Origin of the sequence: Propioniciclava sp. MC1595 (assembly GCF_017569205.1) — a bacterium.
GTDB lineage: Bacteria > Actinomycetota > Actinomycetes > Propionibacteriales > Propionibacteriaceae > Propioniciclava.
In genome coordinates, this window is sequence record NZ_CP071870.1 from 2,126,065 (window position 1) to 2,138,612 (window position 12,548).

Below are 12,548 nucleotides of genomic sequence, written 5' to 3' on the forward strand. Positions count from 1 at the left end.
ACGGCCACCTTACGGAGCGGGCGGCCCGGCCACGGGGGTGGACGCCGCGTGTCGCCGGCGGACGGCGCGGAACGTCCACAGCTTGTTGACCACGAAGTTGATCGGCATCACGAGCACGATCTGGATCAGCTGCGCCCAGTACAGGCGCTTGGTCCACCACGGCCCGGCGTCGGTGAAGAACGCGTGGCTCAGGTAGGCGGGCGAGCCCGGGTTGCGCAGCAGGTACAGGATCACGAAGCCGACGAGCTGGGCCACCGCCCCCACGAGGAGGAACGGGAGGAGTTCCTTCCACACGGGCGCGCGCTCGCCCTGGTTGCGGAACGTCCAGTGCCGGTTCCAGAAGAAGTTGAACAGGTTCGCCACGACGAAGGCGATGCCGGCGTAGACGATGTAGAACCGCAGGGCCCGCTCGGTGCCGGGCAGGGGGATGAACGCGTCGTAGTCCTCGACCCCGAAGACGTGGAACCCGATGTTGTGTGCGACCGCGACCGTCAGCATGTTCACGCCGACGCCGGCGCCGCCGACGATGCCGAACTTCAGCAGTTCGCGGATGCTGTTGCCCCAGCGGGTCCACAGCTTGGTAACGGGGTTCACGGAGACGAGAGCCTACCGCCTCGGCAGGGGGTCACGGCGCCGGCTGGCAGGTGGGGCACGAGAAGGAGCTGCGGTTCATGAACGACTGCCGCGTCATCGGCGTCCCGCAGCGCCGGCACGGCTGGTCGGTGCGGCCGTACGCGTCGAGGGTGCGGTCGAAGTAGCCGGACTCGCCGTTCACGTTGACGTAGAGCGCGTCGAAGGAGGTGCCGCCCTGGTCGAGGGCCTCGGCCATCACGGCGCGCGCGGCCTCCAGCAGCGCGGCGACCGCCGCCGGCGGCAGCGCCGACGCCGGGGTCTCGGAGTGGACGCGGGCCCGCCACAGGGCCTCGTCGGCGTAGATGTTGCCGATGCCGGACACGACGGTCTGGTTCAGCAGCACCCGCTTGATCGCGCTGTGGCTGCGCCCGATGCGCGCGACCAGCGCGTCGCGGTCGAGCTCGGGGTCGAACAGGTCGCGGGCGATGTGCGCCACCTCGTCGGGGAGCTCGGCACCGCCGGGCGACAGCGACAGGCCGCCGAACATCCGCTGGTCGACGAAACGCAGCTGGACGCCGTCGGCCAGGTCGAGCAGCACCCGGGCGTGCCGCTGGAGGGGTGCGCCGGGGGCGTCCAGACGGAACTGGCCGGACATGCCCAGGTGGGCCAGCAGGGCGTCACCGTCGTCGAACGGCAGCCAGAGGAACTTGCCGCGCCGGCGCGGGACGCCGAAGGTGCGGCCGGTCAGGGAGGCTGCGAAGTCGTCGGGACCGGCCGCGTGACGGCGGACCGGGCGCGGGTGCAGCACCTGGACGCCGTCGATGCGGCGCCCGGTGACCGCGGGCTCCAGACCGCGCCGGACGACCTCGACCTCGGGGAGCTCGGGCACTCAGCCCGCCTCGGACAGCGCCTCGTGGGCCAGCCTGGCGGCGGCCTGCTCGGCGAGCTTCTTGGACCGGGCCTTCGCGCCCGGGTAGGTGGTGCCGGCCACGACCGCCACCGCGTGGAACCGCTTGTCGTGGTCGGGCCCGGTCGAGGTGTGCTCGTAGCCGGGCGCGCCCAGGCCGCGCTCGGCGGCGAGCTCCTGCAGGGCGGTCTTCCAGTCGGTGGAGCGCCCCTCGGCCGACGCGGTGGCGACCACCGGGTCCATGAGCGCATGCACGAAGGCCTCCGCGGCGTCCCGGCCGGCCGACAGGAACACCGCGGCGATGACCGCCTCGGTGGCGTCGGCGAGGATCGAGTCCTTGTCGTCGCCCCCGGTGCCGATCTCGCCCTTGCCCAGCTTCAGCAGGCTGCCGAGCTCCAGCCCGCGGGCGACGTCGGCCAGCGCGTACGTGTTGACGACGGCGGCACGCATCTTCGCCAGCCAGCCCTCGGGCTCGTCGGGGTAGGTGCGGTAGAGGTGCTCGGTCACGACGACCCCGAGCACCGAGTCGCCGAGGAACTCCAGGCGCTCGTTGTGGGGGGAGCCGCCGTTCTCGTAGGCCCACGAACGGTGGGTCAACGCACGCTCGAACAGCTGGGGATCGATGTCGATCCCCAGCTGGTCGAGTAGGTCATGTACGCGGCGTCGCGCCGCGTCGGTCACTGGTCGAGGACCTGGCGGCGCGCCGCGCGTGGGCCGTACTGGCCGCACTCGGGGCACGCGGTGTGCGGCAGGTGCTTCGCACGGCAGGCGGCGTTGGCGCAGGTCACCAGCTGCGGCGCGGACGTCTTCCACTGCGCACGGCGGGCGCGCGTGTTGCTGCGGGACATCTTCCGCTTGGGAACAGCCACGTCAAACTCCTCGGTCGTGGGGCGACTGCCCCGGTGTCTCAGTCCTGGGTGCCCTCAGCCCAGCCGGCGAGCTCGGCCCAGCGCGGGTCGATGGCCTCGCCGTGCCCGTGGTCGGGATCGTCGTTCAGGTTGACCCCACAGGTGGGGCACAACCCGGCGCAATCCTCCCGGCACAGGGGGATGAACGGCAGGTCGAGCATCGCCGCGTCCCGCAGGACGGGTTCGAGGTCGATCATCTCGGCCTCGACACGGCTGGCCTCGGTGTCGTCGGGGTCCGTGCCCGGGAAGAGGAACAGTTCCTGCAGGTCGATCTCGGCGTCCGCCTCGATCTCGGTCAGGCACCGAGCGCACTCCCCGCGCAGCTGAACCTCAGCGACGCCGGTGGCCAACACCCCGTCACCCACCCCCTCGAGCCGAAGGTCGAGGTGGATCGGAGACTCGGTCGGCACTCCGATCACGTCGTTGCCGATGCCCTCAGGTGCGGGTACGTCGTCGACGATCTCCTTGCTCCCGCCCGCGCGGTGCCCGAATTCGTGGATGTCGAAAACGAGGACCGAGCGAGGGTCGATGGAGCGATTCGTCATCGCGGGACCCCTTCACTGCTGGCACGACAGCGTCATAACCGAATGGCTACTTTACCTGCTCACGCCCCGAGCGTCCAAACGGACGCCGTGGGTGTCGTCGCCCCGCGCGCGGCGGGGTGCCGGCTCACTCCTCGTCGTCGATCCGGGACCGCTGGTGGAGGCGCTCCCGCATGGTCTCGATCTGCTCCAGCGTGCGGTGCAGGCCGGTCTCCAGCTCGGACAGGCGCCCGTCGACCCAGGTGTCGGCCTCGTGCTTGAAGGCGAGGGCCTCCTCCTCGGCGGCGCGGGAGACCTCGGTCTCGGACACCAGCCCCTCGGCGCGCCCGCGCGCCTCGGCCACGATGCCCTCGGCCTCGGCCCGGGCCTGCTCGAGGATCGCCTCGGCCTCGGCGGCCGGGACCGCGCCCTGTGCGGCCACCGCCGACTCGGCCCGGTCGAGCAGTTCCAGCACCTCGGCGCGGGGGACGAGCACGTTGGACGTCATGGGCACGCCCTTGGCCTGCTCGACGAGCGACCTGATGGCGGACAGGGCCTCGGTTGCGTCGGCGCTCATGCCGTTCCTCCTTCGACGGGGGCCGTCCTGGCCCGGATGCGGTCCGCGACGTCGGCGGTCACGAACTGGGACACGTCACCGCCCAGCTTCGCAACTTCGCGAATCATGGTCGAACTCAGGTGCGCCCAGCGGGCCGCGGTGGGCAGCATGATCGTCTCGATGCCGGACAGCGCGAAGTTCATCTGGGCCATCTGCAGCTCGAACTCGAAGTCGCTGGCGAAGCGCAGGCCCTTGACGATCACGTCGATGTCGCGGTCGCGGCAGAAGTCGACCAGGAGGCCCTCGAGCATCTCCACCCGCACGTTGGGCAGGTGGGCGGTGGCCTCGGCGATCATCGCCGCGCGCTCGTCGGGGGTGAACAGGTAGTTCTTGGCGCTGTTGCGACCCACGGCCACGACGACCTCGCCGAACATCTGCGCGGCCCGCTCGATGATGTCCAGGTGCCCGTGGGTGACCGGGTCGAACGATCCCGGGCAGATGGCCCTCATCGGTCGTCCTCCTTGCTGGCGAGGTACAGGGTCGTCTCACCGTAACGCCGTGCGCGCTGGTCAGTGAGGGAATCGGGCCAGCTGGGCGGCGTGTCGCGGGTGGCCCGCTCGACGACGACCAGCCCGTCGGGGGCCAGCCAGCGGTCGACGACGGCCGCCACCTGGGCGTCCACCACGGCCGTGGGCAGGTCGTAGGGCGGGTCGAACCACACCACGTCGAAGACCTGCGGCGCCCCGGCGAGGTAGGCGTCGACCGAGGATGCGACCACCTGGACGTCCAGCCCCGTGGCGGTGGCGTTCTCGCGCGCCAGCGCCGCCGTGGACCGGTCCTTCTCGACGCACACGACCGGACCCGCCCCGCGGGACGCCGCCTCCAGCCCCACCCCGCCGGTGCCGCCGTAGAGGTCGAGGAACGAGAACCTGTCCAGCATGTGGTCTGCGGCCTCCCCCACCGTGCCGGCCCAGTCCGCGATCAGGTTGAACGCCGATTCCCGCACGAGATCGCTGGTCGGGCGCGTCCGCGCGTGGGACGGGGCGGCCACGCGGTGGCCCCTGGCACGTCCGGCAATGATCCGACCCATGGGGACGAGGCTAGCGACATGGGATGATCGGGGTCATGACGACGCCGCACGACACGGTCCAGGAACTCGACGAGGTGCAGGCCTGGGAGTTCCTCACCGCCCACCGGATCGGGCGCCTGGCCATCGTGATCGGCGGCGAGCCCGACATCTTCCCCGTCAACTACGTGGTCGACGGGCAGTCCCTGGTGTTCCGCACCGCTGAGGGCAGCAAGCTGCTCGCGGCCTCCCTGGGCGGACGCATGGCATTCCAGGTCGACGAGTGGACGCACGAGGGCGCGGTCAGCGTGCTGGCCCACGGCACCCCCCACGTCATGGAGGGCGAGGAGCGCGAGTCCGCCACCTCCCTCGAGCTCGACCCGTGGGTGCCGACCCACAAGGAGCACTGGGTGCGCCTCGAGGTCGACGAGGTCACCGGACGCCGCTTCCGCTTCGGCCCCAAGCCTGAACCCTTCCACCCGGTCGGCTGACGTGGGCGCGTTCCACCCCGAACCGATCCAGCCGCTCGGTCCGGAGGAGTGCTGGGCCCTGCTGGAGGGCGTCCCCGTGGGTCGCCTGGTGGTGGTCATGGCCGGCGAACCCGACGTCTTCCCGGTCAACTTCGCCGTCGACGACCGCGGGCTCGTCGTGCGCACCGACATCGGCACGAAGTTCTCGGGGCGGCGCTTCACCCTCAACGACGCGGCCCGGGCGGCGCAGGCCGGCGGTTAGGCCCGTTCGATCCAGTCGCCGTCGGCGACGAGGTTGGTCTGGGTCACCGCGTCGGCGAACCCCGGCGTCTCCGCCCCCGGGTCCCGCTCCACCGCGTCGACCGCGATCGTGCGCGCGCTGTCGATGATGTCGGCGTGCTCCAGCACCCGCAGCAGGCGCAGCGTGGACCGGCCCCCCGACTGGCTGGCGCCCAGCACGTCACCCTCGCGCCGCTGGGCCAGGTCGAGCTCGGCGAGCACGAAGCCGTCGCGGGTCGAGGCGACCGCCGCGAGCCGCTGCCAGGACTCGGCCTCGGGCTCGGCCGCGCTCACGAGCAGGCACACCCCGGGCAGCCCGCCGCGGCCGATCCGGCCGCGCAGCTGGTGCAGCTGGCTGATGCCGAAGCGGTCGGCGTCCCAGACCACCATCATCGAGGCGTTCGGCACGTCGACGCCCACCTCGACGATCGTCGTGGCGACGAGCACGTCGAGGTCGCCGCTGGCGAAGGACCCCATGACGGCCTCCTTCTCCTCCGCCGGCAGCTGCCCGTGCAGGACGCCCAGCCGCACCCCGGCCAGCGGCCCGGAGCGCAGCTGCTCGGCCAACTGCAGCACGCCGAGCCCCTCACCCTCCTTGGCCGTGGTGCCGATGCGGGGGGCGACCACGAACACCTGGCGCCCCTGGGCCACCTCCTCGCGGACCCGCTCCCACGCCCGGTCGACCCAGGCCGGGCGGCGCCGGGCGTCGACCACCGTGGTGGTCACGTCGGCGCGCCCCTGCGGCAGCTCGGCCAGCGTCGAGACCTCGAGGTCGCCGAACACCGTCATCGCCACCGACCGGGGGATCGGCGTGGCCGTCAGCACCAGCACGTGTGGTCGCGCGTGCGCGCGGTCGGTCAGGACCGCCCGCTGCTCGACGCCGAAGCGGTGCTGCTCGTCGACGACCACCAGGCCCAGGTCGACGAACTGGAGGTGGTCGGCCAGCAGGGCGTGGGTGCCGACGATGATCCCCGCCTCGCCCGAGGCGATCTTGAACAGCGCCGACTTCTTCACCGCCGCCGGCATCGAGCCGGTCAGGCAGACCACGTCGGTGGCGTGCTCGGGGGCGCCGAGGACCCCGCCACCCATCCCCAGCTCCCCCATCAGCCCCACGATCGTCTGGTGGTGCTGCTGGGCCAGCACCTCGGTGGGCGCGAGCAGGACGGCCTGGCCGCCGGCGTCGACCACGGCCAGCATGGCGCGGAGCGCGACGAGGGTCTTGCCCGACCCGACCTCGCCCTGCAACAGCCGCTGCATGGGCTGGGTGCGGGCCAGGTCGGCGAACACCTCCTCGCTCACGCGGCGCTGCCCCTCGGTGAGCGTGAACGGCAGGCGGGCGTCGAACGCGTCGAGCAACCCGTCCGGACGCCGCGGGCGCGGCCCCGCCGACTGCCGGGCGTTCTCGGCGCGGCGGTAAGCCATCGTGAGCTGGGTGGCGAACGCCTCGTCGAAGCGCAACCGGTCGTTGCCGCACTCGATGTCGCCGCGGCTGCCCGGCCGGTGGACCGCGGAGTAGGCCTCCAGCAGCCCGACCACGCCCGCCCGCTCGCGCACCCAGGCCGGCCACGGGTCCTCGACGCCGTCGAGGGTGTGCAGCGCCAGCCGGACCGACTCGGCGATCGTCCACGTCTTCAGCTTCGCCGTGGCGGGGTACAGCCCGACCAGGCCGGACCGCGCGAGGTCGGCGATCTTCTCCTTCTCCTCCGACCGGCCGACGACCCGGCCCTGGGCGTCCAGCATCACGAAGGCCGGGTGCGTCATCTGGGGGCGGCCGTTGAAGGCCCCGACCTTGCCGACGAAGATGCCGCGGACGCCCTCGTCCAGCTGCTTGGCCCACCACTTGACCAGGTGGTTGCCCCCGAAGAAGGTGGCCCGCAGCCGTCCGACGCCGTCGGTCAGGGTGGCCTCGAGACGGGACTGGGGCCCACGCCGCCCGCGCGACGGACCCCCGCGGCCCTCGTGCACGGCGATCTCGGCGACCCGGGCCATGACGGCCACGTGCTCGCCCTCCTCCAGCGTCGCGAGGTCGGTGAGCTCGGTGCCGGAGAGGTAGTGCCGGGGCAGGTGGCGCAGCAGGTCACCGACGGTGTGGATGCGCAGCGCCTCGAAGTGCTTCGCCTGGGCGCCCAGGACGGTCGACAGGGGCGCGTTCAGCTCGGCGAACGCGGCGGTCCTCCACTCCCGGGGTGCCATGGCGGCGATCCTAGCGAGCGCCCCGGACAATCCCCGGACCGGGCCGCCGCCCGTGCCCGGGCAAACGAAAAGACCCGCCGTGGCGGGTCTTCACGTGGTGGTGCGTCAGATCTTGGCGCGCGCGATCTTGCCGGCCTTGAGGCAGCCGGTGCACACGTTCATGCGCTTGGTGCCGCCGTTGACGAACGCACGGACGGACTGGATGTTCGGGCTCCAGCGGCGGTTGGTCTTCTTCTTCGACCAGGGCACGTTGTGGCCGAAGGTCGGCTTCTTGGCGCAGACATCGCACACGGCGGCCATGGGTATCTCCTTTGGTGGTCGGCCCCCGCGACGACACGCGTCGGGACCAATGCTCGAAATGGAACCTGCCCATCCTAACCGATGGCGGGCGGACAGGAAAATCGGCGCTCAGGTGGCCAGCACCACCGGCACGATCATGGGGCGGGCCCGGAACTTCTTGCTCACCCAGCGGCCGATCCTCCGGCGCATCACCTGCTGCAGCTGGTGGGTGTCCTCGGCCCCCTCCTCGAGGGCCTGGCGCAGCGCGGCGGCCACCTCGGCGGTGATGTCGTCGAAGATGCCCTCCGCGCCCACGAAGCCGCGGGCGGTGATGATCGGGCCCTCGACGAGCGTGCCGGCGTGCAGGCTGACCACCGCGATCGCGGAGATGAACCCCTCCTCGCCCAGGATCCGGCGCTCGTCCAGCTCCGCCTCGCCGATCTCGTCCACGGTTGAGCCGTCGACGAAGATGTAGCCGCACTCGAGGCGTCCGACGACCTTGACCCGGCCGTTGCGCAGGTCGACGACGGCGCCGTCCTCCACCACGACGGTGTTCTCGCGCGGGACGCCCGTGGCGATGGCCAACTCGGCGTTGGCGACGAGGTGGCGCACCTCGCCGTGCACCGGCATCACGTTGCGGGGCCGGACGATGTTGTAGCAGTAGAGGAGCTCGCCGGCCGAGGCGTGGCCGGAGACGTGCACGAGCGCGTTGGCCTTGTGCACGACCTTCACGCCGTTCTTGGTCAGGCCGTTGATGACCCGGTAGACCGAGTTCTCGTTGCCGGGGATCAGCGAGCTGGCCAGCAGGACCGTGTCGCCGTGGCCGGCCCGGATGATCGGGTGCTCGTGGTTGGCGATGCGGCTCAGGGCGCTCAGCGGCTCGCCCTGCGAGCCGGTGGAGATGATCACGACCTCGTGGTCGGCGTAGTTCTCGATGTCGTCGAGCGCGATCAGGGTGTCGCCCGGCACGTTCAGGTAGCCGAGTTGGGCGGCGATCGACATGTTGCGCACCATCGAGCGGCCCACGTAGACCACCTTGCGGCCGTACTTCACGGCCTCGTCCATGACCTGCTGCACGCGGTGCACGTGGGAGGCGAAGCAGGCCACGATCAGCTTGCCGCGGGCGTGGGCGAACACGCGCTCCATGGCGGGCTGGATGTCCTTCTCCAGCGTCGTGAAGCCCGGCGTCTCGGCGTTGGTGGAGTCGACCATGAACAGGTCGAGCCCCTCCTCCCCCACCTTGGCGAAGGCGCGCAGGTCGGTGATGCGCCCGTCGAGGGGCAGCTGGTCCATCTTGAAGTCGCCGGTGTGAAGCACGCTGCCGCCCGGGGTGCGGATGTGGACCGCCAGCGCGTCGGGGATCGAGTGGTTCACCGCGATGAACTCCAGGTCGAACCCGCCGATCCGGGTGCGCGACCCCTCCTCGACCTCGCGCAGGTCGGTGTTGCGGATGCGGTGCTCCTTGAGCTTCTCGCGCACGAACGCCAGCGTGAGCTTGCTGCCGAGCACGGGGATGTCGGGACGGCGGCGGAGCAGGTAGGGCACGGCGCCGATGTGGTCCTCGTGGCCGTGGGTCAGCACGAGCGCCACCATGGCGTCGAGCCGGTCGTTGACCAGGTGCAGGCCGGGCAGGATCAGGTCGACACCGGGGTGGGTCTCGTCGGGGAACAGCACCCCGCAGTCGACCATCAGGATCTCGCCGTTGACCTCGAAGGTCGCGCTGTTGCGGCCCACGTCCCCCAGGCCGCCCAGAGGGGTGATCCGGAGGGTGTCGGGAGCGAGCTGGGGCGGTGTCTTGAGGGCTTCACGCACGGGGTCACTCTAGCCCGGTGGCAACAAAGACAATCTCCCGCCGGGCGGGGCCGCGACGATTAGCATGAACCGAAAGGAACACCACCCTGAGGAGGACGTGATGGCAGGACAGACCCCGCTCGTGATCACCCTGTGGGAGACGTACGGGTCGAACATGGAGGCGGTCGCGGAGGCCCTCGCCGCCGACCTCAAGCTCCCGCTGCACAAGCAGGCCTACTCGTCGGAGGCGATCGAGCAGGCCACCGCCGAGCGCGAGCGCGAGGGGGCGCTCGGACGCCTGCTGCGCAACTTCGCACCCGCCAACTTCACCTACGACGGCGCGGTGTCGGCCGCGGCGACCGCGTCCGAGTCGAACTACGCCGCGATGGCGGAGGAGAACACCGCCGTGGTCCGCCAGGCCGCCACGGTCGGCGGCGTGATCCAGGGCCGCAACGGGCAGTACATCCTGCGCGACCGGCCCAACACCCTGCACGTGAAGCTCGACGGCCCCGTGGCGGGTCGCGTGGCGTTCGCGGCGCAGGCCAGCGGCATCGGTGAGGACCGGGCCCGGAAGCGCCAGGTGATCGAGGACGAGTTCCGCTCGCAGCTGTCCGACAAGACCTACCACTTCGACCCGCGCACCAACGACTGGTACGACCTCGTGGTGAACGGCTCGCAGCTGCCCGTCGCGGCCGTCGTGTCCATCATCAAGGCCGCCGTGGAGGCCAAGAAGGCCTGACCCGGCCCACGCTCGACCGGCGCCCGGACGCCTCCCCCGTGGGGGCGTCCGGGCGCCGCTAGCATGTCGGGGTGACCGACGCTCCCCGTACGCCCGACTCCTGCCGCCTCGCCCTCCCGGCCGAGGCCGAGCGGATCGCCGCGATCCAGCGCCGCAGCTGGCAGCAACTGTTCCCCACCGACGTGGCCGAGCACGTGCTCGCGTCGGTCGACCTCGCGAGCATGACCGAGTCGTGGGCGCACGCGATCGCCAAGCCGCCGCTGGCGAAGTTCCGGGTGCTGGTGGCGATCGAGGACGGGCGCGTGGTCGGGTTCGCGGCCATCGGCCCCTCCGACGACGACGACGCCCACCCCGGCCAGGACGCGATGGTCGGCGAGTTCATCGTCGACCCGCCCGCCCAGCGCCAGGGCCACGGGTCACGGCTGCTGAACGCCGTCGCCGACACCCTGCGTGCCGACGGCTTCACCCGCGCCACGTGGTGGGTGCGCTCGACCGACGACCCCCTGCGCCGCTTCCTCGACTCGGCCGGCTGGGCCCCCGACGGCAGCCACCGCACCGTCGGCACCGAGGACGAGGCGGCGTCGGTCAAGATGATCCGCCTGCACACCGCGCTGGGCTGACCCCGCGGCGCTCGCTCCGCCACGTGACCCACCGACGGCCAGAACTGACACCTGGACGCCGCTCCGTCCGGCAACGCGGAACGCCGCCCGCGGGAAACTCCCGCGGGCGGCGTCCGGTCTGATCAGCGTCAGGTGACGTCGTCGTCGACCCAGTCGAAGGTCCGGGTCACGGCTTTCTTCCAGTTGCGGTAGAGGCGCGCACGCTCGTCTTCGTGCATCGAAGGGGTCCAGCGCTTGGCCTCGGCCCAGTTGTCGATGACGTCCTGCTCGCCGTCCCAGAAACCGACCGCGATGCCGGCGGCGTACGCCGCACCCAGCGCGGTGGTCTCGGCGACGACGGGGCGGACGACGTCCACGCCGAGCTGGTCGGCCTGGAATTGCATGAGCGTGTCGTTCATCGTCATGCCGCCGTCGACCTTGAGCTCGGCCAGCTGCACACCCGAGTCGGCCTCCATGGCGTCCAGCACCTCGCGCGTCTGGTAGGCGGTGGCCTCCAGCACGGCGCGGGCGATGTGACCACGGTTGACGAAGCGGGTGAGGCCGACGAGCGCACCGCGGGCGTCCGACCTCCAGTACGGCGCGAACAGGCCGGAGAACGCCGGCACCAGGTAGGCGCCACCGTTGTCCTCGACCGAGTTGGCCAGCTCCTCGACCTCGGGGGCCGAGTCGAACATTCTCAGGTTGTCGCGCAACCACTGCACCAGCGAGCCGGTGACCGCGATCGAACCCTCGAGGGCGTAGATCGGCTTGTTGTCGCCGATCTTGTAGCACACCGTGGTGAGCAGGCCGTTCTTGCTGGGCACCTTCTCCTCGCCGGTGTTCATCAGCATGAAGCAGCCGGTGCCGTAGGTGTTCTTGGCCATGCCGACCTCGAAGGCAGCCTGGCCGAACGTCGCGGCCTGCTGATCGCCCAGGTCACCGGCGATCGGGACGCCGCTGAGCATACCATGCGCACGGCCCTCGCCGTACACCTCGGACGACGACTTGATCTCGGGCAGCATCGACATGGGGATGCCCATGTCCTTGGCGATGCCCTCGTCCCATGCGAGCGTGTCGAGGTCCATCAGCATGGTGCGGGAGGCGTTGGTGACGTCGGTCACGTGCACGCCGCCGTCGGTGCCGCCGGTGAGGTTCCAGATGACCCAGGTGTCCATGTTGCCCATGATCAGGTCGCCGGCCTCGGCCTTCTCGCGCGCACCCTCGACGTTGTCGAGGATCCACTTGACCTTCGGGCCCGAGAAGTAGGTGGCCAGGGGCAGGCCGACCTTGGCCTTGTACTTGTCGTCGTCGCCGCCGCCGAGCTCCTTGACGATCTTGTCAGTGCGGGTGTCCTGCCACACGATCGCGTTGTAGACCGGCTCGCCGGTGTTCTTGTCCCACACCATCGCGGTCTCGCGCTGGTTGGTGACGCCGACGGCCACGATGTCGTCCTGGTTCATGGACGCCTTGGCCAGCGCCTCGGCGACGACCTCGCGGATGTTGTCCCAGATCTCCTTGGGGTCGTGCTCGACCCACCCGGCGCGCGGGAAGATCTGCTCGTGCTCCTTCTGGCCCGTGGCCACGATCTGGCCGCTGTGGTCGAAGATGATGGCACGCGAGCTGGTGGTGCCTTGGTCTATGGCGAGGACGTACTTGCCAGTCATGGT

The 12,548-nt window shown here is 71.1% G+C and carries 16 protein-coding genes; 4 read left to right on the forward strand and 12 right to left on the reverse strand.

The window, feature by feature from the left end; all coding sequences use genetic code 11:
• Nucleotides 1–9 precede the first annotated feature (9 nt).
• The 8 genes from J4N02_RS10070 to J4N02_RS10105 all read right to left on the reverse strand — a co-directional run bounded on the left by J4N02_RS10070 (nt 10) and on the right by J4N02_RS10105 (nt 4,555).
• On the reverse strand, nt 10–594 hold the full coding sequence (locus tag J4N02_RS10070; protein WP_243760773.1) for a GtrA family protein: 585 nt from the start codon (nt 592–594) through the stop codon (nt 10–12).
• Nucleotides 595–625: 31 nt separating this feature from the next.
• Nucleotides 626–1,462 (reverse strand): bifunctional DNA-formamidopyrimidine glycosylase/DNA-(apurinic or apyrimidinic site) lyase, encoded by an 837-nt coding sequence (gene mutM, locus J4N02_RS10075; RefSeq protein WP_188332861.1) that lies wholly within the window; start codon nt 1,460–1,462, stop codon nt 626–628.
• A complete protein-coding gene (gene rnc / locus J4N02_RS10080; RefSeq protein ID WP_208090927.1) occupies nt 1,463–2,161 on the reverse strand; it encodes a ribonuclease III in 699 nt (232 codons plus the stop codon).
• Nucleotides 2,158–2,349, reverse strand: a complete 192-nt coding sequence (rpmF, locus tag J4N02_RS10085) for a 50S ribosomal protein L32 (RefSeq protein ID WP_188332859.1) — start codon at nt 2,347–2,349, stop codon at nt 2,158–2,160. Before rpmF ends, rnc begins: the two co-directional genes overlap by 4 nt.
• A 38-nt stretch (nt 2,350–2,387) precedes the next feature.
• Nucleotides 2,388–2,933, reverse strand: a complete 546-nt coding sequence (locus J4N02_RS10090; RefSeq protein WP_188332858.1) for a DUF177 domain-containing protein — start codon at nt 2,931–2,933, stop codon at nt 2,388–2,390.
• A 124-nt stretch (nt 2,934–3,057) separates the two neighbouring features.
• Nucleotides 3,058–3,486 (reverse strand): hypothetical protein, encoded by a 429-nt coding sequence (locus J4N02_RS10095; protein WP_188332857.1) that lies wholly within the window; start codon nt 3,484–3,486, stop codon nt 3,058–3,060.
• Nucleotides 3,483–3,974 (reverse strand): pantetheine-phosphate adenylyltransferase, encoded by a 492-nt coding sequence (gene coaD / locus J4N02_RS10100; protein WP_182815845.1) that lies wholly within the window; start codon nt 3,972–3,974, stop codon nt 3,483–3,485. The genes J4N02_RS10095 and coaD overlap by 4 nt, the downstream gene beginning before the upstream one ends.
• Nucleotides 3,971–4,555 carry an RsmD family RNA methyltransferase gene (locus tag J4N02_RS10105; RefSeq protein ID WP_188332856.1) on the reverse strand — a complete coding sequence of 195 codons (585 nt, stop codon included), beginning with the start codon at nt 4,553–4,555 and terminating at the stop codon, nt 3,971–3,973. The genes coaD and J4N02_RS10105 overlap by 4 nt, the downstream gene beginning before the upstream one ends.
• A gap of 35 nt (nt 4,556–4,590) precedes the next feature.
• On the opposite strand from J4N02_RS10105, the gene J4N02_RS10110 reads away from it, so the two are divergent.
• Both J4N02_RS10110 and J4N02_RS10115 read left to right on the forward strand, forming a co-directional pair.
• The gene (locus tag J4N02_RS10110; RefSeq protein WP_188332855.1) at nt 4,591–5,022 is read left to right on the forward strand and encodes a pyridoxamine 5'-phosphate oxidase family protein; all 432 of its coding nucleotides are present in this window, start codon (nt 4,591–4,593) and stop codon (nt 5,020–5,022) included.
• 1 nt (nt 5,023) lies between these two features.
• Nucleotides 5,024–5,263, forward strand: a complete 240-nt coding sequence (locus tag J4N02_RS10115) for a pyridoxamine 5'-phosphate oxidase family protein (protein WP_182815839.1) — start codon at nt 5,024–5,026, stop codon at nt 5,261–5,263.
• On the opposite strand, the gene J4N02_RS10120 is transcribed toward J4N02_RS10115, so the two are convergent.
• From J4N02_RS10120 to J4N02_RS10130, 3 genes are all read right to left on the reverse strand, one after another.
• The gene (locus J4N02_RS10120) at nt 5,260–7,473 is read right to left on the reverse strand and encodes an ATP-dependent DNA helicase RecG (protein ID WP_188332854.1); all 2,214 of its coding nucleotides are present in this window, start codon (nt 7,471–7,473) and stop codon (nt 5,260–5,262) included. The two genes, J4N02_RS10115 and J4N02_RS10120, sit on opposite strands and share 4 nt — an antisense overlap.
• A gap of 105 nt (nt 7,474–7,578) precedes the next feature.
• On the reverse strand, nt 7,579–7,773 hold the full coding sequence (rpmB, locus tag J4N02_RS10125; RefSeq protein ID WP_182815835.1) for a 50S ribosomal protein L28: 195 nt from the start codon (nt 7,771–7,773) through the stop codon (nt 7,579–7,581).
• Nucleotides 7,774–7,881: 108 nt separating this feature from the next.
• Nucleotides 7,882–9,564, reverse strand: coding sequence for a ribonuclease J (locus J4N02_RS10130; protein ID WP_208090928.1), 1,683 nt, complete (start codon nt 9,562–9,564; stop codon nt 7,882–7,884).
• 100 nt (nt 9,565–9,664) lie between these two features.
• On the opposite strand from J4N02_RS10130, the gene J4N02_RS10135 reads away from it, so the two are divergent.
• Both J4N02_RS10135 and J4N02_RS10140 read left to right on the forward strand, forming a co-directional pair.
• The gene (locus tag J4N02_RS10135) at nt 9,665–10,282 is read left to right on the forward strand and encodes an AAA family ATPase (protein ID WP_182815833.1); all 618 of its coding nucleotides are present in this window, start codon (nt 9,665–9,667) and stop codon (nt 10,280–10,282) included.
• Between the two features lie 71 nt (nt 10,283–10,353).
• On the forward strand, nt 10,354–10,902 hold the full coding sequence (locus J4N02_RS10140) for a GNAT family N-acetyltransferase (RefSeq protein ID WP_188332853.1): 549 nt from the start codon (nt 10,354–10,356) through the stop codon (nt 10,900–10,902).
• Nucleotides 10,903–11,030: 128 nt separating this feature from the next.
• Here J4N02_RS10140 and glpK read toward each other — a convergent pair whose 3' ends face one another.
• A complete protein-coding gene (gene glpK / locus J4N02_RS10145) occupies nt 11,031–12,545 on the reverse strand; it encodes a glycerol kinase GlpK (protein ID WP_188332852.1) in 1,515 nt (504 codons plus the stop codon).
• Nucleotides 12,546–12,548: the final 3 nt, after the last annotated feature.

Excerpts from the sequence above, each read along its gene's own strand:
- rpmB (WP_182815835.1), bottom strand. The coding sequence starts at position 7,773 with ATGGCCGCCGTGTGCGATGTCTGCGCCAAGAAGCCGACCTTCGGCCAC.
- coaD (WP_182815845.1), bottom strand. The coding sequence starts at position 3,974 with ATGAGGGCCATCTGCCCGGGATCGTTCGACCCGGTCACCCACGGGCAC.
- glpK (WP_188332852.1), bottom strand. The coding sequence starts at position 12,545 with ATGACTGGCAAGTACGTCCTCGCCATAGACCAAGGCACCACCAGCTCG.
- J4N02_RS10090 (WP_188332858.1), bottom strand. The coding sequence starts at position 2,933 with ATGACGAATCGCTCCATCGACCCTCGCTCGGTCCTCGTTTTCGACATC.
- J4N02_RS10105 (WP_188332856.1), bottom strand. The coding sequence starts at position 4,555 with ATGGGTCGGATCATTGCCGGACGTGCCAGGGGCCACCGCGTGGCCGCC.
- J4N02_RS10095 (WP_188332857.1), bottom strand. The coding sequence starts at position 3,486 with ATGAGCGCCGACGCAACCGAGGCCCTGTCCGCCATCAGGTCGCTCGTC.
- J4N02_RS10110 (WP_188332855.1), top strand. The coding sequence starts at position 4,591 with ATGACGACGCCGCACGACACGGTCCAGGAACTCGACGAGGTGCAGGCC.
- J4N02_RS10135 (WP_182815833.1), top strand. The coding sequence starts at position 9,665 with ATGGCAGGACAGACCCCGCTCGTGATCACCCTGTGGGAGACGTACGGG.
- J4N02_RS10120 (WP_188332854.1), bottom strand. The coding sequence starts at position 7,473 with ATGGCACCCCGGGAGTGGAGGACCGCCGCGTTCGCCGAGCTGAACGCG.